The 22,839-nt window shown below is 64.1% G+C and carries 20 protein-coding genes; 8 read left to right on the forward strand and 12 right to left on the reverse strand.

Going from position 1 to position 22,839, the window contains the following annotated elements; all coding sequences use genetic code 11:
* Window positions 1-243: 243 nt before the first annotated feature.
* Complete coding sequence (gene hemA, locus U1E20_RS11190) at window positions 244-1,530, forward strand: 5-aminolevulinate synthase (RefSeq protein WP_409980679.1); 1,287 nt, start codon at window positions 244-246, stop codon at window positions 1,528-1,530.
* A gap of 36 nt (window positions 1,531-1,566) precedes the next feature.
* On the opposite strand, the gene U1E20_RS11195 is transcribed toward hemA, so the two are convergent.
* From U1E20_RS11195 to U1E20_RS11210, 4 genes are all read right to left on the reverse strand, one after another.
* Complete coding sequence (locus U1E20_RS11195) at window positions 1,567-1,956, reverse strand: YybH family protein (protein ID WP_409980680.1); 390 nt, start codon at window positions 1,954-1,956, stop codon at window positions 1,567-1,569.
* A 194-nt stretch (window positions 1,957-2,150) separates the two neighbouring features.
* A complete protein-coding gene (locus U1E20_RS11200; RefSeq protein ID WP_409980681.1) occupies window positions 2,151-3,455 on the reverse strand; it encodes a UDP-glucose dehydrogenase family protein in 1,305 nt (434 codons plus the stop codon).
* Window positions 3,456-3,593: 138 nt separating this feature from the next.
* Window positions 3,594-5,888, reverse strand: coding sequence for an NADP-dependent malic enzyme (locus U1E20_RS11205; RefSeq protein ID WP_409980818.1), 2,295 nt, complete (start codon window positions 5,886-5,888; stop codon window positions 3,594-3,596).
* 318 nt (window positions 5,889-6,206) lie between these two features.
* On the reverse strand, window positions 6,207-7,247 hold the full coding sequence (locus tag U1E20_RS11210) for a DUF3616 domain-containing protein (RefSeq protein WP_409980682.1): 1,041 nt from the start codon (window positions 7,245-7,247) through the stop codon (window positions 6,207-6,209).
* Between the two features lie 74 nt (window positions 7,248-7,321).
* Between U1E20_RS11210 and mutS the strand changes: the two genes are divergently transcribed.
* Both mutS and U1E20_RS11220 read left to right on the forward strand, forming a co-directional pair.
* Complete coding sequence (gene mutS, locus U1E20_RS11215; RefSeq protein ID WP_409980819.1) at window positions 7,322-10,057, forward strand: DNA mismatch repair protein MutS; 2,736 nt, start codon at window positions 7,322-7,324, stop codon at window positions 10,055-10,057.
* A 196-nt stretch (window positions 10,058-10,253) separates the two neighbouring features.
* Entirely contained in the window at window positions 10,254-10,676 is a 423-nt protein-coding gene (locus U1E20_RS11220; protein WP_409980683.1) for a hypothetical protein, read from the forward strand.
* Window positions 10,677-10,694: 18 nt separating this feature from the next.
* On the opposite strand, the gene rsmD is transcribed toward U1E20_RS11220, so the two are convergent.
* Together rsmD and U1E20_RS11230 are read right to left on the reverse strand one after the other, a co-directional pair.
* Window positions 10,695-11,252 (reverse strand): 16S rRNA (guanine(966)-N(2))-methyltransferase RsmD, encoded by a 558-nt coding sequence (gene rsmD, locus U1E20_RS11225; RefSeq protein WP_409980684.1) that lies wholly within the window; start codon window positions 11,250-11,252, stop codon window positions 10,695-10,697.
* Between the two features lie 3 nt (window positions 11,253-11,255).
* Window positions 11,256-12,983: a pseudouridine synthase gene (locus U1E20_RS11230; RefSeq protein WP_409980685.1), complete on the reverse strand. Its 1,728-nt coding sequence runs from the start codon at window positions 12,981-12,983 to the stop codon at window positions 11,256-11,258.
* A gap of 261 nt (window positions 12,984-13,244) precedes the next feature.
* On the opposite strand from U1E20_RS11230, the gene U1E20_RS11235 reads away from it, so the two are divergent.
* Entirely contained in the window at window positions 13,245-13,697 is a 453-nt protein-coding gene (locus U1E20_RS11235) for a nucleoside deaminase (RefSeq protein WP_409980686.1), read from the forward strand.
* Here the strand turns inward: U1E20_RS11235 and U1E20_RS11240 are convergent.
* Together U1E20_RS11240 and U1E20_RS11245 are read right to left on the reverse strand one after the other, a co-directional pair.
* Window positions 13,682-14,542: a patatin-like phospholipase family protein gene (locus U1E20_RS11240; RefSeq protein WP_409980687.1), complete on the reverse strand. Its 861-nt coding sequence runs from the start codon at window positions 14,540-14,542 to the stop codon at window positions 13,682-13,684. The two genes, U1E20_RS11235 and U1E20_RS11240, sit on opposite strands and share 16 nt — an antisense overlap.
* Entirely contained in the window at window positions 14,539-15,423 is an 885-nt protein-coding gene (locus U1E20_RS11245) for an alpha/beta fold hydrolase (RefSeq protein WP_409980688.1), read from the reverse strand. The genes U1E20_RS11240 and U1E20_RS11245 overlap by 4 nt, the downstream gene beginning before the upstream one ends.
* 210 nt (window positions 15,424-15,633) lie before the next feature.
* Here U1E20_RS11245 and U1E20_RS11250 point away from each other — a divergent pair, with 210 nt between their 5' ends.
* Window positions 15,634-16,218, forward strand: a complete 585-nt coding sequence (locus U1E20_RS11250) for a beta-class carbonic anhydrase (protein WP_409980689.1) — start codon at window positions 15,634-15,636, stop codon at window positions 16,216-16,218.
* 228 nt (window positions 16,219-16,446) lie between these two features.
* Here the strand turns inward: U1E20_RS11250 and U1E20_RS11255 are convergent, their stop codons facing one another.
* From U1E20_RS11255 to U1E20_RS11270, 4 genes are read right to left on the reverse strand one after another with little or no spacing between them, the layout of a single operon-like run.
* Complete coding sequence (locus U1E20_RS11255; protein WP_409980690.1) at window positions 16,447-16,788, reverse strand: rhodanese-like domain-containing protein; 342 nt, start codon at window positions 16,786-16,788, stop codon at window positions 16,447-16,449.
* Between the two features lie 16 nt (window positions 16,789-16,804).
* Entirely contained in the window at window positions 16,805-17,158 is a 354-nt protein-coding gene (locus U1E20_RS11260; RefSeq protein ID WP_409980691.1) for a carboxymuconolactone decarboxylase family protein, read from the reverse strand.
* Window positions 17,158-20,391 carry an efflux RND transporter permease subunit gene (locus tag U1E20_RS11265; RefSeq protein WP_409980692.1) on the reverse strand — a complete coding sequence of 1,078 codons (3,234 nt, stop codon included), beginning with the start codon at window positions 20,389-20,391 and terminating at the stop codon, window positions 17,158-17,160. The genes U1E20_RS11260 and U1E20_RS11265 overlap by 1 nt, the downstream gene beginning before the upstream one ends.
* Complete coding sequence (locus tag U1E20_RS11270) at window positions 20,388-21,362, reverse strand: efflux RND transporter periplasmic adaptor subunit (RefSeq protein ID WP_409980693.1); 975 nt, start codon at window positions 21,360-21,362, stop codon at window positions 20,388-20,390. Before U1E20_RS11270 ends, U1E20_RS11265 begins: the two co-directional genes overlap by 4 nt.
* 71 nt (window positions 21,363-21,433) lie before the next feature.
* On the opposite strand from U1E20_RS11270, the gene U1E20_RS11275 reads away from it, so the two are divergent.
* From U1E20_RS11275 to U1E20_RS11285, 3 genes are all read left to right on the forward strand, one after another.
* Window positions 21,434-21,841, forward strand: a complete 408-nt coding sequence (locus U1E20_RS11275) for an ArsR/SmtB family transcription factor (RefSeq protein WP_409980694.1) — start codon at window positions 21,434-21,436, stop codon at window positions 21,839-21,841.
* The gene (locus tag U1E20_RS11280) at window positions 21,838-22,038 is read left to right on the forward strand and encodes a DUF2892 domain-containing protein (RefSeq protein ID WP_409980695.1); all 201 of its coding nucleotides are present in this window, start codon (window positions 21,838-21,840) and stop codon (window positions 22,036-22,038) included. The genes U1E20_RS11275 and U1E20_RS11280 overlap by 4 nt, the downstream gene beginning before the upstream one ends.
* Window positions 22,039-22,124: 86 nt before the next feature.
* Window positions 22,125-22,793, forward strand: coding sequence for a Crp/Fnr family transcriptional regulator (locus tag U1E20_RS11285; RefSeq protein ID WP_409980696.1), 669 nt, complete (start codon window positions 22,125-22,127; stop codon window positions 22,791-22,793).
* Window positions 22,794-22,839 lie beyond the last annotated feature (46 nt).

Consider the following 22,839-nt stretch of genomic DNA (forward strand, 5'->3'; position numbering starts at 1 on the left):
AACAGCGCCGCCGAAGGCGCAGCGGCAAGGCGCTGTTTGAATAGCGGCTTCGCCCGGCGTGGCGCCATCGGTTTTCCTCCCGGTGGCCCGACATTCGGGAAGAAAAGAGCCGCCGGCGCGTCATTCGGCCACTCGCATTCCTGTCACGGATCGGCTATGTAAGAAACCGTCCAAACTGGACGACGGGCAGGACGGGGGCCATGTCGTCATACTCATGGACAAGAAAAATAAAAGGGTTGGAGCATGGTCTATCGGCGTTACTTCGAGGCCGCCGTCTCCCGTCTCAAGGACGAGCGCCGCTATCGCGTCTTTGCCCATCTCGAGCGCGACGTCGAACTTTTTCCGCTCGCCAACTGGCATCGCGACGACGGCTCGGTCGAGCCGGTGACGATCTGGTGCTCCAACGACTATCTCGGCATGGGCCAGCACCCCGAGGTGATCGCCGCGATGATCGACACGGCGGCGCGGGTCGGGGCCGGCTCGGGCGGCACCCGCAACATTTCCGGCACCAGCCACGCGATTGTCGAGCTTGAGCACGAGCTTGCCGACCTTCACGGCAAGGAGGCGGCGCTCGTCTTCACCTCTGGCTGGATTTCCAATCTCGCGGCGATTTCGACCATCGCCGACCTCCTGCCCAATTGCGTCATTCTCTCCGACGCCTCCAATCACAATTCGATGATCGAGGGCGTGAAACGCTCGCGGGCCGAAAAGAAAATCTTCCGCCACAACGATCTCGCGCATCTCGAAGAGCTGCTGATCGAAGCGGGCGAGCGGCCCAAGCTCGTCGTCTTCGAAAGCCTCTATTCGATGAACGGCAATATCGCGCCGGTCGCCGACATCGTCGCCCTCGCCGAGCGCTATGGCGCGATGACCTATGTCGACGAAGTCCATGCGGTCGGCATGTATGGCGCGCGCGGCGGCGGCGTCTGCGAGCGCGAAGGCGTGATGGGCCGCGTCAATGTGATCGAGGGCACGCTCGCCAAGGGTTTCGGCACGATGGGCGGCTATATCGCCGGCGACGCCGTCATCATCGACGCGATCCGCTCCTATGCCGCCTCCTTCATCTTCACGACGGCGCTGCCGCCGGCCGTCGCCGCCGCGGCCTGCGCCGCCGTGCGTCTGCTCAAGCGCCGGCCCGATCTGCGCGCGGCGCATCAGCGCGCCTCGCATATCACCAAACACGCCCTCGCCGCCGCCGGCCTGCCACTGCTCGACAATGGCTCGCATATCGTGCCGGTGATGGTGCGCGACGCCGAACTGTGCAAGGCGGCGAGCGACATGCTGCTCGAACGCCACTCGATCTACATCCAGCCGATCAACTATCCGACCGTGGCGAAGGGAAGCGAGCGGCTGCGCGTCACGCCGACGCCGCGCCACACGCATGAACATATCGCGGGCCTCGTCGAGGCGCTGGTCGACGTCTGGCAGACTCTCGGCATCCCCTTCGTCGAGCCGCCGTCGCATCTCCATGTCGACGAGAAGAACGGCGAGAAGTGTAGCTATCCCGAGATCAAGCTCGCCGCGCAGTGAGCCGGCGCGGCTGCGCCCGTCGTCGGTCCGCTGGGTTCAGGAGGCGTCCGTCGCCATGAGATTTGCGTCTCTGGCGAGCCGCCACCGTCCGTCCGCTTCCTTGCGCAGAATGGTCAGCGTATAGCCGGTCCGACGCACGGGGGCGCCGCCGTTGACTGGCGTCGCGGTCATCTCGACGTAATTGCGCAGATAGGCCCAGTCGCCCAAAACCTTGAGCTCCTGGATTTCGCTATGTCCTTCGAGCGAAACGCTCTTCATGTTTTCCGACGCGGCGGCGAAGGCCGCCTTGCCGAACGGCTGTCCGCCCGGCGTCATAAAAATCACGTCGTCAGTCGTTAGATCGAGAACCGCTGGAAGGTCGCCCGCCTTGCTGCTGACCATCCACGCCTCGACCAGTTCGCGAATGGCTCTTTCGTCGTCCGTCATTCCCAAAGGCCCCACCCGACATCAATTCCCGTTGATCGCTTTCGCTTGACGCGCCATTCCCGCAGGGCCGAAGCCCGGCCGGGACTCCAGAGCAGTTCCGGAAGCGTTGATTTTGCCCCTGATTCTCAATCGCGCGCAAGACGCGCGTCAAGAATAGTCCGCGGGCGGGTCGGACGGAAACGGGATGATCCGTCCTACTTCCGCCCGACGCTCACATAGGTGAAGCCGCGCTTGCGCACGTCGCCCGGGCGATAGACATTGCGCAGATCGACAATGATCGGCTGCTTCAAGAGGCTCTTCACCCGGTCGAGATCGAGCGCGCGGAAGGCGTCCCATTCGGTGACGATCGCCAGCGCGTCGGCCCCCTCCAGCGCCGAATAGGCGTTGTCGTGGAAGGTGACCTCCGGCATCAGCGGACGCGCCTGGGCCATGCTCTCGGGATCATAGGCGTGCACCTTGGCGCCGTCGCCGGCGAGCGAGGCGACGATGGCGAGCGAGGGCGCGTCGCGCATATCGTCGGTGTTGGGCTTGAAGGCCAGTCCGAGGAGCGCGATCTTCTTGCCGCGCACCGAGCCGCCGAGCGCATGGATGACCTTGCGCGCCATCGCCCGCTTGCGCGCGTCATTGACTGCGACCACCGTCTCGACGATGCGCAGCGAAGCGCCCTCGTCCTGCCCGGTCTTGATCAACGCCAGCGTATCTTTCGGAAAGCAGGAGCCGCCATAGCCGGGACCGGCGTGCAGGAATTTGCCGCCGATGCGCTTGTCGAGACCGATGCCGCGCGCCACGTCCTGCACGTCGGCGCCGACCTTCTCGCAGAGATCCGCGATTTCATTGATGAAGGTGATCTTGGTCGCCAGAAAGGCGTTCGCCGCATATTTGGTGAGTTCCGAGGTGCGGCGGCCGACGAAGACCAGCGGCGGCGCGTTGAGGGACAGCGGCCGGTAGATTTCCTCCATCACCTCCTTTGCGCGTTCATCCTCGACGCCGATCACGACGCGGTCGGGTCGCTTGAAATCCTGGATCGCAGCGCCCTCGCGCAGGAATTCGGGATTGGACACGACGGCGAAATCGGCGTCCGGATTGACTTCCCGAATGATGCGCTCGACCTCGTCGCCGGTGCCGACGGGAACGGTCGATTTGTTGACCACGACCGTGAAGCCGTCCAGCGCGTTGGCGATGGTCTGGGCGGCGGCGTAGACGAAGGACAAATCCGCATGGCCGTCGCCGCGCCGCGACGGCGTGCCAACCGCGATGAAGACCGCGTCGGCGCTCTTCACCGACGCTTCGAGTTCGGTGGTGAAGGAGAGCCGCTTCTGTTCGACATTATTGGCGACGAGTTCGTCAAGGCCGGGTTCGTAGATCGGAATTTCGCCAGCCTTGAGACGCGCAATCTTGCCGGCGTCGGCGTCGACGCAAATCACGTTATGACCGAAATCGGCGAAACAGGCGCCCGAAACCAGACCCACATAGCCCGAACCAATCATCGCAATATTCATGAGCGTTCATCTCTCGCTTCATATGCGCTCGCCTCCCCGCTGAGGGGGAAGCCGCGCGGGTGGCAGGCGTGAGCAGGGGGCGCGATGCGGGGACCCGCCGCGCCTAGGGCGCGACCCTCCCCGACTAGGGTGGGCGGGTTACCCCCCGACGCCAAAGGCGGCGAGCGCCGCCATATTGACGATTTCAGTGTCCGTCGCGCCGAGTTGGACGATTTGAATCGGTTTGTCGAGTCCGACGATCAGCGGCCCGAGCACGGTCGCGCCGCCAAGCTCCTGTAACATTTTTGTCGAAATAGCCGCCGAATGAAACGCTGGCATGACAAGAACATTGGCCGTGTCGGTGAGGCGCGAAAACGGATAGGCGCTCATCAAATCCTTGTTGAGCGCGATATCGGCGCCCATCTCCCCCTCATATTCGAAATCGACGCGCTGCCGGTCCAGCACTTTGACCGCCTGATGCACCCGCGCCGTGCGTTCGCCCGGCGGGTAGCCGAAGGTCGAAAAAGCCAGCATGGCGACGCGCGGCTCGAGGCCGATGCGGCGCGCCACCCCCGCCGCCTCGATGGCGATTTCAGCCAGTTCCTCGGCGTCGGGCATTTCGGTGATCGCCGTGTCGGCGACGACGACGATGCGGCCGGCGGCGAGAATCAGCGAAGCGCCGATGACACGGTGGCCGGGCTTATGGTCGATGACGCGCCGCACGTCTTCGAGCGCATGGGAGAAATTGCGCGTCACGCCCGTCACCATCGCATCGGCGTCGCCCTGCGCCACCATCGCCGCGGCGAAATGATTGCGGTCCTGATTGATCAGCCGCTGGCAGTCGCGCATCAGCAATCCCTTGCGCTGCAGGCGCTCGAACAGGAATTGCGCATAGACGGCGTTGCGGTGAGAGAGCTTGGCGTTGTGGATTTCGATTTCGGGGGGCAATTCGAGGCCGGCGTTCGCCGCCGCATCCTTGACGCGATCCTCCCTGCCGACCAGCACGGCGCGCCCGAAGCCCTGGTGAACGAAGGCCAGCGCGGCGCGGATCACCTGCTCTTCCTCGCCCTCGGCGAAGACGACGCGTTTGGGATCGCGGCGCACGCGTTCGTGAATGGTCTGCATCAGCCCCGCGATCGGATCGCGGCGCGCCGAGAGTTCGGCGCGATAGGCCTTCATGTCGACGATCGGCCGTCGCGCGACGCCAGTGTCCATCGCCGCAAGCGCCACCGCCGGCGGGATGATCGAGATCAGGCGCGGATCGAAAGGCGCCGGGATAAGATAATCGCGTCCAAAACGCGGCCGCGCGCCGCGATAGGCGTTCGCCACTTCATCGGGCACGTCTTCGCGCGCGAGTTCGGCGAGCGCCTGCGCCGCGGCGATTTTCATCTCCATATTGATGGTGCGGGCGCGAACGTCGAGCGCGCCGCGAAAAATATAGGGAAAGCCGAGAACATTGTTGATCTGGTTCGGATAGTCGGAACGACCCGTGGCGATGATCACGTCGGCGCGCGCGGCGCGCGCTTCTTCCGGCGTGATTTCCGGATCGGGATTGGCCATCGCGAAGACGATCGGATTGTCCGCCATGGCGTGAAGCATTTTCGGCGTCAGGGCGCCCTTGACGGAAAGGCCGTAGAAAATATCAGCGCCTTCCAGCGCCTCGGCCAGCGTGCGCGCCTTGGTGTCGACGGCATGCGCGCTCTTCCATTGGTTCATGCCTTCCTGACGGCCGCGGTAGACGACGCCCTTGGTGTCGCACAGGATGACGTTACGCGAATCGAATCCGAGCGCCTTGGCGAGATCGAGACAGGCGATGCCCGCAGCGCCGGCGCCGTTGCAAACGAGCTTTGCATCGCCAATGTCGCGTCCGGTCAGCAGCAGCGCGTTGATCAGGCCGGCGGCGGAGATGATCGCGGTGCCATGCTGATCGTCATGAAACACCGGAATGTCCATGAGGTCGCGCAGCCGCTCCTCGATGACGAAACATTCCGGGGCCTTGATGTCTTCGAGATTGATTCCGCCGAATGACGGGCCGAGATAGCGCACCGCGTTGACGAACTCATCGACCTCCTTCGCATCGATTTCGAGATCGATCGAATCGATGTCGGCGAAACGCTTGAACAGCGCCGCCTTTCCTTCCATCACCGGCTTCGCCGCCAAGGCGCCGAGATCGCCGAGGCCGAGGATCGCGGTGCCATTGGTAATGACGGCGACCATATTGCCGCGCGTCGTGAAGTCGAAAGCAGCGGAAGGGTCCTTGGCGATGGCGAGCACGGGCGCCGCCACGCCCGGCGAATAGGCGAGCGACAGGTCGCGCTGAGTCGCCATCGGCTTCGAGGCGACGACGGCGAGCTTTCCAGGTCGGCCGCGCGAATGAAAGAGCAGCGCCTCCTTGTCCGAAATCGTCGCGCGCTGTTCTCCGTCCGCCCGAGTCCCCGCCATGTCGTCGGCCATGCCCGCCCCTTTGGTGTTGCAACGCAGCGCGGCGACCATAACCGGAGCGCCGCCGCGTTCACAAGCGTTTTGGCCTCGCAAAGACCAGCGTCTCCGCCACAAAATCTTCGGAGAGCGGAAGAAGCGAAACGCCCGCCTGCATCCTCCGTCAACGCCTTGCGAAGATCGCCAAGACGAAGGAGGCGACGAAGATGACCCGCAAATCAGGAATCGTTCTCTACTTCCTTTCAGCTGCGACAACGCTCATCAGCGCAGCTGCGGCTTGGCCACGGAGCGGAACTGAAAAAACCCAGAAGAACGCTCTTGTGGGTTTTTCTCTTATGGCCTGCGTGGAATGTTGAAGACCAGCGGCGCTCCGTCTTCGCCCCCGTCCGAAAGCACGAGCAAGCGATAACGCTCTGGAGTCGCGTCCAACAGCGCAATAGCTTCCGGCTTGATCGGTTCGCCTTTCTTGTCTCGAGGAGCTTTATCTAAATCGAGCGCCGCGAGTTCGGCTGCTCTCGCCGACCCCTGATAGGGACTTTCAATTCGGAAGACTGAATAGTTTAAGGGAAGATTGTCGTCATCCGGGCCGACGAGCGCCAAGAGCGCGCCATCTGCGATCGTCAGATCGCGAATCGCGCGCTTTTTTCCTACTTTTATGCGGGCAACGCTCGGCGCTGCGGCGCCGCCCTCAAAGAGGGCCTTTGCGTCGACGCCCAAAAGCAACGCATCTCCGTCGATCGCTGGGCCTCGGAAGCCGAAATAAAGTCGCCCGTCCTTCGCTGCGACGCCCTCGATATTAACGCCTTGCTTGCCCGGGAGATCGGTCCTCCTTTGCGGAGAATTGTCGCCGAGGCATGCGTTGGGCCCGGCGTGACCAGCGAATTCCGGCAGGCTCTCGATAATCTTCCATAGTTCGCCGGTAGATTTGATTGTAACTGGCGGACGCCTCGCCGGGTCGACGTCGAAGCGCAGCACGACACGATTCGCGGGATGGTCCTCGCAGGTTCTTCGCTTCACCGACTGCGAACCGGCGATGTAGAAAAATTTGCCGTCGGTCGTGGCACCCTCGGCGTCGAATTCGTGAGACGCGACAGGCAAGGCGAAGGGTGCGCCGATCGCGGCCAATCCACCCTCGTGCAGGCTCACGAAGGCGGCCTCACGGCCTTCATCGGCGACGACGAGACAATAATCCGGCGCATCCGGCGCGCAAACAAAGCCGCTGATATTTTCGCGCGCGTCGGCCTTCGAAAAAGCCGGCGCTGAAACGCTCCAAGGAGTGGTTGATTCTGGCGGGCAAAGCTCTGCGGCAAGCGCTGACGGACAAAGGCTCGCGGCGGCGGCGAGAACAACAAATCGCCTGGCGGAAAAATTCATTCCTGCCTCCATAGTTCATCAAGCAATCAATTATGCGAGGAAAGTTTAATCGCAGGCGGTCATGTCGTCCACATCTGAGTGTGCGTCCCGCGTGGCGCTTAAGCCCCGACGCCGCTACACTCGCGCCGATGAAACACGCCGCGCCCCCTTCCACGCCAGGACCCGACGACAGAGCGTCGGCGCGCGCGACGCCGATGATTGCGCAATATATCGAGATCAAGGCGGCCAACGCCGATTGCCTGCTGTTCTATCGCATGGGCGATTTCTACGAATTGTTTTTCGAAGACGCGCAGACCGCCTCGCGGGCGCTCGGCATCATGCTGACCAAGCGCGGCAAGCATCTCGGCGAAGACATTCCGATGTGCGGCGTGCCGGTCGAGCGCGCCAATGATTATCTGCAAAAACTGATCGCGCTCGGTCATCGCGTCGCGGTCTGCGAACAGATCGAAGACCCCGCCGAAGCCAAAAAACGCGGCGCGAAATCGGTGGTGCGGCGCGACGTCGTGCGGCTCGTCACGCCCGGCACGATCACCGAAGACGCCTTGCTCGATCCGGCGCGGCCCAACGCCTTTCTAGCGATCGCGCGCTTACGCGGTGACGACGGGACGTGGCGATTTGGCCTCGCGAGCGTCGATATTTCGACCGGCGCCTTCATGCTCTGCACGCGCCAGGATAATGCGCTCGGCGCCGAGATCGCGCGTCTCGAGCCGCGCGAAATCGTCGCCGCCGATGCGCTGTGCGGGGACTCTTCGCTTGCGGCGATTTTCGAGGCGGCGGGCATTCCGGTCGCGCCGATTGGCCGCGAAATTGGCGGCGGCGCCGATGCGGCGCAGCGCCTGATGGAGTTTTACGGCGTGGCGACGCTCGACGGCTTTTGCGCCTTGAGCAATGTCGAACTCGCCGCCGCCGCGACGGCGATCCTCTATGTCGAGCGCACGCAAAAGGGACAGCGCCCAGCGCTTTCGCGTCCGACGAGTCTGCGTGAAGCGACGACGCTCGACATCGACGCAGCGACTCGCGCCAACCTCGAATTGACCCGCACGCTGTCGGGCGCGCGCGAGGGCTCGCTGCTGTCAGTCGTCGATCTCACCGTCACGCCTGCCGGCGCGCGGCTTCTCGCCGAGCGCATCGCCGCGCCCTTAACGGATGCGCGATCAATCGCCGCACGGCTCGACGCCGTCGCCTTCCTTATCGAAAGGCCGGACTTACGCGGCGCGCTTCGCGCCAGACTCGCCCGCGCCCCGGAACTTTTTCGCGCTCTGTCGCGACTGTCGCTTGAGCGCGGCGGACCGCGCGATCTCGCCAGCGTCGGCGTCGCGCTTGAGGTTGCGCGGGACATCGCCCTTCTCTTCGCGCCGCTTGAGCCGCCGTCGGAAATCGGCGCGGAGGCGCAAACGCTCGCTGGCGCCGATATCGGGCTCGCGCAAAATATCGGCGCGGCATTGAAAGACAATCCGCCGCTCGACAAGCGTAACGGCGATTTCATTCGCGAAGGCCGCGACGACGAACTCGATGACGCAAGACGGCTGCGCGACGAGAGCCGCAAGGTGATCGCCGAACTGCAGGGGCGCTATGCCGAACTCACCGGAACGAAGCTGAAGATCAAGCACAATAATTTTCTCGGCTTCTTTCTTGAGGTTTCGCCGGCGCATGGCGAACGGCTGCTGCGGGCGCCATTCGACGCGACCTTCACGCATCGCCAAACCATGGCCGACGCGATGCGTTTTTCGACGCGCGAACTTGTCGAGCTTGAAGCAAAAATCTCGTCGGCGGCCGATCGCGCCTTGGCGCGCGAATTGGCGATGTTCGACGCTCTGGCCGCCGAGATTCGCGCGAAGACGGAAGACTTGCAGCGTCTCGCCGAGGCTTTCGCGCGGCTCGACCTTTATGGCGCGCTTGCGGAAGTCGCCGAGAAGCGCGGCTGGACGCGCCCCATGATCGACGCCTCGCTCGATTTCGACATCGTCGGCGGGCGCCATCCGGTCGTGGAGACCTCGCTTCGATCGCAGGGCCAGGCCTTCGCCGCGAATGATTGCGATCTCGGCGGCGCCGAGAGCGGCCGGATCGCCGTGGTCACCGGGCCGAACATGGCCGGCAAATCGACCTATCTGCGTCAGAACGCGCTCATCGTGCTTCTGGCGCAAATCGGCTCTTACGTGCCCGCGACATCGGCGCGCATCGGCGTCGTCGATCGGCTGTTCTCGCGCGTCGGCGCGTCAGACGATCTCGCCCGCGGGCGTTCGACCTTCATGGTCGAGATGGTCGAAACCGCGGCGATTCTAAACTGCGCGACCCCGCGCTCGCTGGTCATTCTCGACGAAATCGGCCGCGGCACCGCGACCTTCGACGGGCTGTCGATCGCCTGGGCGACGATCGAACATCTGCATGAGGTTAATCGCTCGCGCGCGATATTCGCCACGCATTTCCACGAACTGACGCAGCTTGCGAAGCGACTGCCGCGTCTCGTCAATCTGACGATGAAAGTGACCGATCACGCCGGCGAGATCGTGTTTCTGCATGAGGTGATCAAAGGCGCCGCCGATCGCTCCTATGGCGTGCATGTCGCGCAGCTTGCAGGATTGCCGGCAAGCGTCGTCGCGCGCGCGCACGCGATACTCGCTGAATTGGAGGCGGCGGATCGTCGCGCCCCGGTCGAGACCTTGATCGACGATCTGCCGCTTTTCGCGCGCGTCGCCGAGGCTTCGGCGCCAAAGGACGCGCTGCGCGACGCACTCAACGAGATCGATCCTGACCAGTTGACGCCGCGCGAAGCGCTGGCGGCGCTATATGAATTGAAGAAGAAGCTTTGAAGGCGGCCATTGCGCTTTAAGCAAAGCTTGAACGCTCGTGACTAAGTCGCAGACCACGACGCGTTCGACACACACACTCCCTTCATGAGCTTCGTTGCGCTCTTTCGCCGACGCCATCGCGTCGCGCGACGCAACGAATTGTCTACGCGCAATCGCCAGGCGGCGGCGCGACACTACTCAGAAGACGGAGATAGTCATGATTCTCGTGTTAATCTTCATCGGCGTCGCCTTGACGGCGGCCGGCCTGCTTTCGCTGCTCGACGTGCAGTTCAAGGCGAGCAAGGTGACGGCGGTCGCCGCCTTCTTTGGAGGACTGGCGATGGTCGTCGGCGCCGAAGCCGGATTGATCGGATCGAGTTCCTCCTTCTTCAAGGCGCAGCAGATTCAGACTTCCGCCTGCGAATTGGATGGCGAATCGGCCTATCCCCAAAACCGCCGCATCGATCCGGATCATTTAATTCGCCAATACATTCTCGGCTGCATGGCGCGCGCCGGCTATTCCTGGTCGAGCGCGCATGAGCACTGCAAGGAAGCGCCGCTGGCGACCAATCCGCTGTGCTATCTCCCGACGGGATTCTTCGACCGCGCGGTGACGCGCGTCCAAGTCGCCTTCGAGTGAACGCGTCTTGTCGAAGCGCTAAGAAACGTAACGCGCGAAGACGAATTGCGTGTCGCCATAGGCGCGCTCGTCTTCGCGTAACAGGCAGGGTGGCAGATCGATCCGCGCCTTGGCGCTTTCCTCGATGACGACGACGGCGCCCGGCGCCAGCCAGCCGCCGTCGATGAGCGCCGCGAGGGCGGGCGTCGCTAGTTCCTTGCCATAAGGCGGGTCGAGAAAGGCGAGCGAAAATTGTTCGCCCGGCGGCGCGTTCCCGAGCTTTGTCGCGTCGCGTCGAAAGATGCGGGTAACGCCGCCAAGTCCCAGCGCTTCGATATTGGCGCGCAACAGGGCGCGCGCCTCGGCGCCGTCGTCAACGAAAAGCGCGAGCGCCGCGCCGCGCGACAGAGCTTCTAGCCCGAGCGCGCCGGCGCCCGCAAAGAGGTCGATGACTTTGGCGCCGGAAACCGGATCGCCGAAGCGATGCGCGAGAATGTCGAAGACGGATTCGCGCAGCCGCTCCGACGTCGGCCGGATCGCCTGCGAGCGCGGTCCGGAAAGCGCGCGACCGCGCAGGGCGCCGCCGACGATGCGCATGGTTTAAGCGCCGCGCGGCTTGCGCGGTCCTTTAGGCGGCCCTTTGCGCGGTCCCTTGAAGGGTCCTTTGGGCGGTCCTTTGCGCGGCGCGCCTCGGCCGCCCGCTGGACCTTTGCCTGGTCCGCTATGTGGACCTTTGTGCGGGCCCCGAGACGGTCCGCCGCTGCGCGAGGGCCGCGCGTCTCCGCCCGAGCGGGGCTGATCGAATTTGCGCTCGCGGGGTGGGCGGTCGCCAGCCGAAAATTCACGCTCGCCGCTGCGCGGCGGGCGCTTGTCGAATGTTCGCGGCCGTTCCTGCCGATTTGCGCCAACGCCGCGCGTGTCCCGTCGCGCCTCGTCGCCGTCCCGACGCGGCGGACGCTTGTCAAAACGCGCCTCATCGCGATCGGCCGCGCGAAAATTTCTCTGAGCGCTGGCGCGATCGTCGGGCCGCTTCTCGAATCTCCGGGTCTCACGCGAAAATTCGTCGCGTCGCTCGTCCCCTCGCTCACGCGGCGCGCGCGCCGGACGCGCCCCAGGCGCTTCTTCGAAGCGGGGCGGTCTGCGTTGTTCGGGCGCGGCGCGGTCGTCGCGACGGCGTCTCTCCTCGCCAAGGAAACGTTCGTCGCGGGGCGCGCCGTCGCGCCTTGGGCGCGCCGCTCCCGCCTCCTGCCGGTGGCGCGGACCATCGCCGCGCATCGATTCAAAACGCCGCGCATTGCGCGATGGAGTCTCTTCCTGCGCCTTGCCCCGAACCGGCGTCACCCGCTCGACGGCGACGGCGCGGCCCTTGCGGTCGGCGACGGCGCCGCGCGTCACCCGCGCGCGGGGACCGGCGTCGCGCCGCGCGTCGCCTTCCTCGCGCAACGTGGAGACATGTTTGCGCGGACGCTTCGCGATGCGCTCACGAACTTCCTGCTGCTCCTCGGGCGTCTTCTCGCGCAGCGGCGCAGCAAAGTCGACGCCGGCGAGTTCGGCAAGCGATTTGCCCAATTGCTCGCGCAGCGTCTTCAGCCGCACTTCTTCCACCGCGCCTTCCGCAAGATCGCCGAGCTGGAAAGGCCCGTAGGAGACGCGAATCAGCCGCGTCACGTCGAGCCCGAGATGCGCCATGACCCGCTTGATCTCGCGGTTCTTGCCTTCGGTGAGGCTCATCGCGATCCAGGCGTTGGCGCCCTGCGCGCGTTCGAGCCGCGCCTCGATCGGCGCATAATTGACCCCCTCGATCGTGACGCCGTCGCGCAGCGTATCGAGTCGCGCCTGATCGATCGCGCCATGCGCGCGCACACGGTAGCGCCGCGTCCAGCCGGTCGCCGGCAATTCAAGCGTGCGCGCCAACCCGCCGTCATTGGTGAGCAGCAGCAGCCCTTCGGTGTTGATGTCAAGCCGGCCGACGCTGACGAGACGCGGCAGATCGAGATGGCGCTCCTCGAGATAGGAAAACACCGTGGCGCGGCCTTCCTCGTCGCGCGCCGTGGTGACATAGCCAGCGGGCTTATGGAAGAGAAAGAGCCGGGTGCGCTCGCGTTCCTGCATCGGCGCGCCGTCGATCGTGATTTTGTCGCTGTCCCGCACATTGAAGGCGGGACTGATCAGCGCGCGCCCGTTGACCGCGACTCGGCCCTCGGCGATCCAGCGCTCGGCGTCGCGGCGCGAACACACGCCGGCGCGCGCCATGACCTTGGCGATCCGCTCGCCCTCGAAGGCTTTGTCGTGAGGCGCGCGTTCAAGCGCGACGACGGGTTTCTTCACGGGGCGCCTGCCGTGCGCGCTATCGGCGCGAGGCGCAGCGGATTTGTCAGAGCGTGCCTTATCAAAACGGGGTTTGTCGAAGCGTGGCTTTGTCGGCCTCGCGCCTTTGCTCGCGGCGGCGTCCGTGGCGGGCGCCTCCTTGCCGCGCCGGCGCAAGGGTCGATCGCCGCCGGCGACGCCGGCGCGGGTATTGCGGTTCTTTTCAGTCATGGGTTCTGATAGCAGGCGGCAGGCGCGCTTTGAAGCGCGATCGCTTGAGAGATGAAAATGAACGGCAGGGATGCTTTCGCCGCCGCTTTCGACGAAGCCCGCGCCGCCGCCGCCGCAGGCGAAGTCCCGGTCGGCGCGACGCTGGCGCGCAGGGGCGAAGTGATCGCGGCTGCGGGCAATCGCACATTGCGCGACCTTGACCCGACGGCGCATGCCGAGATGCTGGTCATTCGCGAGGCCTGCGCCGAGATCGGATCGGAGCGCCTCGTCGACTGCGATCTCTATGTGACGCTCGAACCCTGCGCCATGTGCGCGGCGGCGATCAGCTTTGCGCGCATCAGGCGGCTCTATTATGCGGCGAGCGATCCGAAGGGGGGCGGCGTGGAGCATGGGCCGCGGTTCTTCTCGCAGCCGACCTGCCATCATCGGCCCGAAGTTTATAGCGGCATTCGCGAGAGCGAGTCGGCGCAGCTGCTGCGCGACTTCTTTCAGGCGCGGCGGTGAGCTTCTAAGCGCAGCGCCGCCTGCGCCAGCCCATGGCGCAGCGTGTCGCTACAGGCGTCGCCGGCGGCGAAAATGCGAGAGGCCTTAAAGAGGTCCAGCGCGAGATATTGATGCACCTCTGGCCGGATCAACACGTCGGGCGGCTTCTCGGCAATCATTCGCGAGCTGATCGCGTTCATCATGATCTGGCTCGCGACAATCATCGTCTCGAAGGCGGAGGGCGCTCCCTTGCCTGACTCGACGCCGAAATTGCCGGAGACGTCGACGGCGATGACAATATCGGCAAGGCCCCAAAGGTGATCATAGGGCAGCGGATTGACCAATCCGCCGTCGACGAAATAGCCGTGATCGCTGGCGGCGGCGCGCACGATGCCGGGTATCGCCATCGACCCGGCCACGGCGGGACGCAGCGGCCCGGTCGCGAAGACCGCCTCGACGCGGCGGCGAAAATCGGTCGCGACGACCTGCAGCGGAATGCTCAAATCCTCGAAGCGCTCGGGCATGGCGTGCGGCCAAAAGGCCTGAAGAAAGCGTTCGCCGTCGAACAGCAGCGGATGCGCGACCCGAGACAGCAGCCGCTTGCGTCCGCGCGCCCGCGCATGCAGCAGTCGGCGGGCGAGTCCGATGCGATTCTTGAGAATGGCCTGAGCATGGGCGCGCAGTTCCGCGCCCGAAAAGCCGGCCGCATAAGCGGCGCCGATGATCGCGCCGATCGAGGCGCCGGCGATGGCGACCGGCCGCACCCCCATCTCGTCGAGCGCTTCGAGCACGCAAATATGCGCAAGTCCGCGCGCGCCGCCGCCGCCCAGCGCGAGCGCGACGGTCTTGCCGCGGTAGAGACTCACAGAAAATTCTCCAATTCGGCGAGCGTCTCCCTGGCCGCTTCCTCCATTGGAAACAGTCCGCAGTCGATGCGCGCCTCGACGATGTCCTCGCCCCATTCGCCCCAGGCGGCGGCGAGCGCGGGAGACGTCTTCGGGAAACTCGCTTCGCCCGCGACGATGAGCGTCGGCACGGCGAGTTTCTTGCCCTCCGCTCTGTCCGCTTTCAAATGCTCGCGATCGATCGTCGCGCCGGCGCGAAAATCTTCGCAGAAGGCGTGAATGCGCGCCGGGTCGTTGAACGCCTGGCGATAGGCGGCAAGCGCCGCCGCGCCGAAGGGCTCGAGCGATTTCGCCTTCGCGCCGTTCTTCAGCGCATCGTCGAGAAAGCCGATCGGATCGAGCCCGATAAGCTCTTCAGGCTTGGGCGCGTCGGCGGCGAGGAAGCGCGCCCGTCCGACGCGCTGCAAATCGCCGTCGCCGAAATCATCGTCGATCGGCGCGATGTTGATGAGCGCGATTTTTTCCAGCCTGCCTGGCTGATCGAGCGCGAGGCGCTGGCCGACGCGCGCGCCTCTGTCGTGACCGACGAGCGCGAAGCGCACATGGCCGAGCGACTCCATCACAGCCACGACATCGCCCGCCATTTCCCGCTTCGTATAATTCTCGCCTCTTTCGCTCTCCGGAGCGGCTGACCAGCCATAGCCGCGCAAATCCATTGCGACGACAGTAAAGCGCTTGGCCAACGCCGGCGCAATCTTACGCCAGGCGACAAGCGTCTCGCCGAACCCGTGCAACAGAACCAAGGGCGGGCCTTCGCCATGGACTCGGGCGAAGATTTTGCCTGCCGGCGCATCGATCCAATGCGAAGCGAAACCAGGAAAAAAATCTGCTGGACTGGACATTTTTGACAGCCATCTCCTTTGCGGCGCGCGTTTGAACGAATGTTATACAATAACAGCGCCAGCTTTCCCGCAATATATATCGATGATCGTCAAGCGACTATGTCACGAAGATCGCGCGGCTTGTTTGCTTGAAAAGAAGGCTGAAGCGCTTCAATGTTGAGGCTGGTCAAGAAAAATTTGTAAGCAACATGCGCAACACGGGAGAGAGACATGGCAAGCCAGATCGTCAACGAGGTTGTCGCTGCGAATAATGCTTACGCCGCCAATTTCGGAAAGAAGAGCGAACTCGCGCTGCCGCCGGCGCGCGGCTTCGCGATCCTGACCTGCATGGACGCGCGTCTCGATCCCGCGAAATACGCCGGCCTTGCCGAAGGCGACGCGCATGTCATCCGCAACGCCGGAGGGCGCGCGTCGGATGACGCGATTCGTTCGCTGGTCATCTCGCACAAGCTGCTCGGCACCAATGAGTGGTTCGTCATTCACCACACCAATTGCGGCATGGAGCTCTTCTGCGACGAGGTGATGAGCGGCTTGTTGGACGATAACCTCGCGACGGCCGCGTTCGACGGCAAGAACTGGTCGAACCCGCAACATGGCGGCGGCTGCTCGGCCGGCCATTTCATCAAATGGCACACGATCAAGAATCAGGAGGAAAGCGTCGCGCAGGACGTGGCGCGCATCCGTTCGCATCCGCTGGTGCCGAAAAACATTCCGATCTACGGCTACATCTATGATGTGAAGACCGGCAAAATCAACGAAGTCGCGGAAGCGACCAAGCTCGGAAAGGCGGCGTGAGCCGCATCATCGCAAGTTTCGTCATTGCGCGCCGTCGCTGCGCAATGACGAACTGAGACGCATCAGGGCGATCTGTTGGCTTAAGCGATGTCATTGCCGGCAGGCCGAAGGCCTGACCGGCAATCCAGAGCCGATCCAGGTACACTGGACTTGCTCTAGATTGCCGATCGCGCGCGTTGCGCGCGTCGGGAATGACCGCCGAATTAGTCAAACCGATCTCGTATCATATCACTCCACCGCGCCGCCGCGGGCGCGCCAGCCGCCGGTGCCCGGCGCATAGTGACAGACATCCTTGCGTCCGACGCTTTGCGCCTGCGCCAGCGCCTTGGCCGAACGCCCGCCCGCCTGGCAAATAAGAACGACATCGCCCTTCGGCAGCTTCGTCGGATCGAAGATCGAAAGCGGCATGTTCTTCGCGCCCGGCACATGGCCCGCGTGATATTCATGCGGCTCGCGCACATCGACAATGGCGCAGGATTTATCCGCGACGATTCGGCAGAAATCATCATGCTCGATCGTCGGCGTCGCGCCGCCGCCGGCAAGTTTCGACAGGAGAGAGCCCAGAGTCATTGTCGTTCCTTTCTTCTCAGGCTTGCTTTTCGGCGTCGAACTGGGCGAAGGCGGCGAGCGCATGGCTCGCATACATCACCGACGGCCCGGCGCCCATGTAGATGCTCATCGCCAGCGTCTCCATCACCTCGTCGCGCGTCGCGCCGCGCTGGGACGCGGCCTTGACGTGGAAGGCGATGCAATCGTCGCAGCGCACCGCGACGCTGACCGCGAGCGCGATCAGTTCCTTGGTCTTGGCGTCGAGCGCGCCCTGCGCGCCCGCCGACATCGCCATCGCCGAAAAGGCTTTCATCGTCTCCGGCGCGCCGACGCGCAATTCCCTTATATCGGCGGAGAGCTTCTTGGCGAGCGCCGCCCAGTCTTCGATCATCAGGCCCTCCTTGGGATTTTATCGTCGCGCAAGACGACATAGATTGCGGGGATGACGAGCAGGGTCAGCGCCGTCGACGAAGCGAGGCCAAAGACGAGCGAAATGGCGAGGCCCTGGAAAATCGGATCGGTGAGGATGAAGGCGGCGCCGATGATCGCCGCGGCGGCGGTGAGAAAGATCGGCTTGAAGCGCACCGCGCCAGCTTCGATCAGCGCCGCGCGCAAATTCATCCCTCGCGCGCGCAAATGCCGGATGAAGTCGACGAGCAGGATCGAATTGCGCACGACGATGCCAGCGAGCGCAATAAAGCCGATCATCGACGTGGCGGTGAAGGCGGCGTTGAACAAGAGGTGGCCGATGACGATGCCGACCAGCGTCAGCGGCACCGGGGCGAGGATCACCAGCGGCAGTTTGAACGAACCGAATTGCGCGACGACGAGGAGATAGATTCCGAGCAGCGCCACCATGAAGGCCGCGCCCATGTCGCGGAAAGTGACATAGGTCACCTCCCATTCGCCGTCCCAGAGCAGCGTCGGCTTCGAATCGTCGAGCGGCTGGCCGTGATATTTGACCGTTGGCGGACCCGAAGGTCCCCAGTCGATCTTGTTGATCTCATTCTCGACCGCGAGCATGCCATAGATCGGCGCTTCGAAGCGCCCGGCGACCTCGGCGCTGACCATTTCGGCGAAGCGGCCATTGTGACGGAAAATCGGATAGGAGCCGAGTTCCCGCGTCGCCTTGACGACATCGCCGAGTTCGACATTGGCGCCTTGACGCACCGTGCCGCCGGCCGGCAGCGGCGTCGACAGAATGCGCTCACTCGTCGTCATCGCCGTGCGCGGCAAAGCGACGGAAATGTCGACCGGCTTGGCGCCGCCGCCTTTTTGGGAGAAGCCGATTTTCACGCCGCCGACCAGGGCGCCGATCGTATCGTAAACGGCGCGTTCCTCGACGCCGTGAAATTCGAGCGCTTCCTGATCGATTTCAAAGCGCAGGCGTTCGGCGCGCTGGCCGTAGCTGTCGTCCGTGTCGACGACGAAATCGACCGCGTCGAAGGCCTTGCGCACCTTCGCCGCGAGATCGCGCCGCGACTGCGCGTCGGGACCGTAAACTTCGGCGAGCAGCGTCGACAGAACGGGCGGGCCCGGCGGCACTTCGACGACCTTGATCGCGGTGTGTTCGGGCGCCGGCAGGCCTTCGAGCTTCTTGCGAATGTCGAGCGCGATCGCATGACTTGCACGGCTGCGCTCGCCTTTCGGCTGCAGATTGATTGCGAGATCTCCCATCTCGGGCGCGTTGCGCAAGTAATAGTGCCGGACAAGTCCGTTGAAGTTGAAGGGCGCGGCCGTGCCCGCATAGGACTGAATCGAGGTCAGTTCCGGAATGTCCTTAAGGCGCTCGGCCGCCGCCGTCAGCACCCGATCGGTTTCTTCGAGCGAAGCGCCGCGCGGCAGATCGACAACGACCGCGATTTCGGACTTGTTGTCGAAGGGCAGAAGCTTCACGCGAACGGTCTTCGTGACGAACAGCCCCATCGAGAGCAGCGTCGCGAGGCCGACGGCCGTGAGAAACCGTTGCGAGCGCTTGCGTCCCTGCAGCAAGGGAGTCGCGACGCGGACGTAGAAATCGCCCATGGCGCCGCGTTCATGCGCATGATCGGCGCCCTCGCCGCGCTCCTCTTCGAAACGCTTGCCGGCGATCTTGAGCAACAGCCAGGGCGTGATCGTCATCGCGACGAAGAAGGAGAAGACCATCGCGAGCGAGGCGTTCGCCGGAATGGGGCTCATATAGGGGCCCATCAGACCCGAGACGAACATCATCGGCAGCAACGCGGCGATGATGGTGAGCGTCGCGACGATCGTCGGATTGCCGACTTCCGCCACTGCCTCGACCGCCGTGTCGATCATGCTTCGGTCGCCGCGCATATGCCAATGGCGCACGATATTCTCGACGACGACGATGGCGTCATCGACCAGGATGCCGATCGAGAAGATGAGCGCGAACAGGCTGACGCGATTGATCGTATAGCCCATCAGCCAGGAGGCGAAGAGCGTGAGCAGGATCGTCGTCGGGATGATCACCAAGACGACGACGCCCTCACGCCAGCCGACCATGACGACGATGAGCGCGACAATCGAAACGGTCGCAAGCGCGAGATGAAAGAGCAGCTCATTGGCTTTTTCGGTGGCGGTCTCGCCATAATCGCGCGTCACCGCGATCTCGATGTCGTCGGGGACGATGCGGCCTTTGACGGCGTCGAGCCGATGCATGATTTCGTCGGCGACGACGACGGCGTTGGCGCCCTTGCGCTTGGCGATGGCGATACTGACGGCAGGGCGCTTATCGAGACCGCCCGCCGCATTGCAGGTCATCGTCCAGCTGCGCCGGTCCGGCTCGGCGGCGCCGACGCGCACATCGGCGACATCCTTCACATAGACCGGCCTGCCGTCCCTTGTGGTGAGCAGCAGCAGCCCGATGTCGGGCACGCCCTGAAGAGTCTGCCCTGCGACGACCGGCAACGCGCGATTGTCCTCGCGGAACGCCCCCACGAGAAAAGAGCGGTTGGCGTTGGTCAGCTTGTCGATCAGCTGGTTGAGCGTCACCCCATATTGCGACAGGCGTTCAGGATCGGGTTCGACGCGGATCTGATTGGGGCTGCCGCCGACGATGTAGCTCGAGCCGACATTATCGACCTTGGTGAGGTCATGCTGCAATTCCTCGGCGACCTGAAAGAGGCCGTTGTCGGTCCAGCGGTCGGCGCGCTCAGGCTTCGCCGACAGCGTCAGCACGACGATCGCCACATCGTCGATGCCGCGGCCGACGATCAACGGCTCGGGAATGCCCTTGGGCAGATCGCCAATATTGGCGCGTATCTTGTCGTGGATGCGCAGCACGGCGTTGTCCTGCGACGTGCCGACGTAGAAGCGCGCAGTGACCACCACATTGTCGTCGCGCGTCTGCGAATAGACATGTTCGACGCCATTGACGCCCTTGATGATATCCTCAAGCGGCCGGGTGATGAGTTCGATCGCGTCTTGCGCCTTGTAGCCGTTGGCCGACACCATAATGTCGACCATCGGCACGGAAATCTGCGGCTCCTCCTCGCGCGGCAGCGAACGCAACGCGATCAGCCCGACGAAAATCGAGGCGAGCAGCAGCAACGGCGTCAACGGCGAATTGATGAAGATGCGGGTCAGCGTTCCCGAAATGCCGGGACGAAACTCCTCGCTCATGGCGTCGAAACCACGTCGCCGTCCTGAAGGCCGGAAAGAATCTCGATGGCGTCGCCGCGCTTCTCGCCAAGCTGCACGACGATTTCCTCGCCGGAGGCGAGTCGGACGAAGTCCACGCCGGCGCGCCGATAGACCGCGTCGCGCGGGATGAGGATCGTATCGCGCTTGCCGGTCGTGACGTATACGCGCGCGCGTTCGCCGACGAAATAATCGCCGAGCCCCTCAACGTCCACGTCGGCGATGACGCGGCCACCCTGGATTTCGGGATAGACGATGCGCACGCGTCCCTGCTTACGTTCGCCCGTCCCGCCGTGCAGGCCGCGCGCGCCGATCTCGACCTTGTCGCCGGCGCGCATGAAGCGCGCATGGCGCTCCGGCAATTGCAGGCGCAGGATGTATTTGTCCTCGGCCATGGTCGCGATGGTTTCGCCGGGCATCACCACGCGTCCGACGGAGACGGGAATGGTGAGGATACGTCCCGGCCCCGGCGCGCGCACCGAGCCTTCCGCCGCCTGTTGCTCGATCACCCCGCGGTCGGACCGCAACGCCGAGAGATTGCGCTCGGCGACGTCGAACGCGGTCTTCGCCTGATCGAACAGCGCCTTGGTATAGACCCCGCGCCGAAACAATTCCTGCGCACGGCCGAAGTCCGCCTGCGCCTTGTCGCGCTGCGCCTCTTGCGATTGGATGCGCTGATCGAGCGCCTGCATCTGCAGGAAGAGCTTCTGATCGACGACCATGGCGATCTCGGCGCCGCCGGCGACGTCATCGCCCTCTTTGATTTTGAGCGCGCTCACCGTGCCGCCGATGCGCGCCCGCGCGGTCAATTGATGCGCCGGCTCGACCGACGCGACCACCGCCTTCAGATCGTCGACCGGCGCGACGCGGACCGTCGCCTCTCCCGCCTTGGCGATCGGGGAGAACGTCAAGGCGGCGAGGAGCGCCATCAGCGCGACAGGCAGGCGGCGCATTGGTTTCATACGGCCAGTTATATGCACAAAAGGTAATTTAGCAATAGCGCATTTAATGTCGCAAGGCGAACTTGACAAATATATTCGCTTTTCATAATTTAGTGATCATGAATGTAAATCTGCTTCAGCTCGCGCCGAAGGCGGCGGAGGCCGAAAGCTTTCTCAAGGCGCTCGCCAACCGCCATCGGTTGATGGTGCTGTGCCAGCTGCACGGCGGCGAACTGTCGGTGACCAAGCTTCAGGAGGCGATCGGCCTCAGCCAGTCGTCGCTCTCCCAGCATCTCGCGAGGCTGCGCGAAGACAAGCTCGTCAAAACCCGCCGCGAGTCGCAGACGATCTATTATTCCCTGGCCAATGACAACGTCTCGCGAATCATCGGCCTGCTCTATGAAATGTTTTGCGCGGACCAATGCGCCAAGACGGCAAAACCGCGCAAGCGGGTCAAACGGGGCGCCCTTCGTCAGGAGCATTCGCCATGAGCATCGACCGACTCGTCATGGCCTTCGCCGGCGCCATGGTCTTATTGAGTCTGCTGTTGTCGCAACTCGCGAGCCCCTGGTGGCTCTTGCTCGCGGCATTTGTTGGCGCCAATCTGGTTCAGGCGGCCTTTACCGGCTTTTGCCCCTTGGCGCTGGCGCTGAAACGGCTCGGCGCCAAATCCGGCGCCGCCTTTTAGATTTTTTCGAAAATTCAACGGCGCGTAACGGAAGCCGCGCATTCGCAATGGGGACCTTGGATCGCCCGCCAACCGAAGAGCAGACGATGCCGTCCGATTGGGTCGAAGAAACGCCTTCCCTGCGCAGCCTCGACGCCGCGACGAAGACACTGCTGCGCGAGGGCGCCGTCCGCAAGCACATCCCGCGCGGCGCCGTGCTGTTTCGCCCCGGCGATCACTGCGCGCATTTTCCGCTAATCGTCTCGGGTTCGGTACGGGTGCAGCGGGTGACCGAATCGGGCCGCGAGATCGTGCTCTACCGAGTCGGCCCCAATGAAACCTGCGTTCTGACCACAGCCTCGCTGCTTTCGGACGACGCCTACGCCGCCGAAGGCGTCGCCGAATCCGACGTGACCGCCTATGTCGTGCCCGCCGATCGGTTCGCGGCGCTGATGAACGCATCGCAAGGCTTTCGCGCGCTGGTGTTCGACGGCTACAGCAAGCGGCTCGCGACACTGATGTCGCGCATCGAGGAGATCGTCTGCACGCGGATCAACGTGCGGCTGGCGGAACGCCTGCTCGCCCTTCGCGACGCCGGCGACAAGATCGTCGCCACGCAGCAGTCGCTCGCCGCGGATCTCGGCACGGCGCGCGAAGTCGTCGGCCGCACGCTAAAAGCCTTCGAACGTTCAGGCTGGGTAAAATTGTCGCGCGGCGGCGCCGAAATCGTCAATCTCGCCGCATTGCGTTCGCTCTGCGATGCGCAGCGTGACTAAGTCGCGGACACGCGCTTCTTGATCGCGCATGTCCTCTCTCAGGCTC

The sequence above is a fragment of the Methylocystis sp. genome (genome assembly GCF_046349115.1).
In the GTDB taxonomy this organism is placed as follows: Bacteria; Pseudomonadota; Alphaproteobacteria; order Rhizobiales; family Beijerinckiaceae; genus Methylocystis.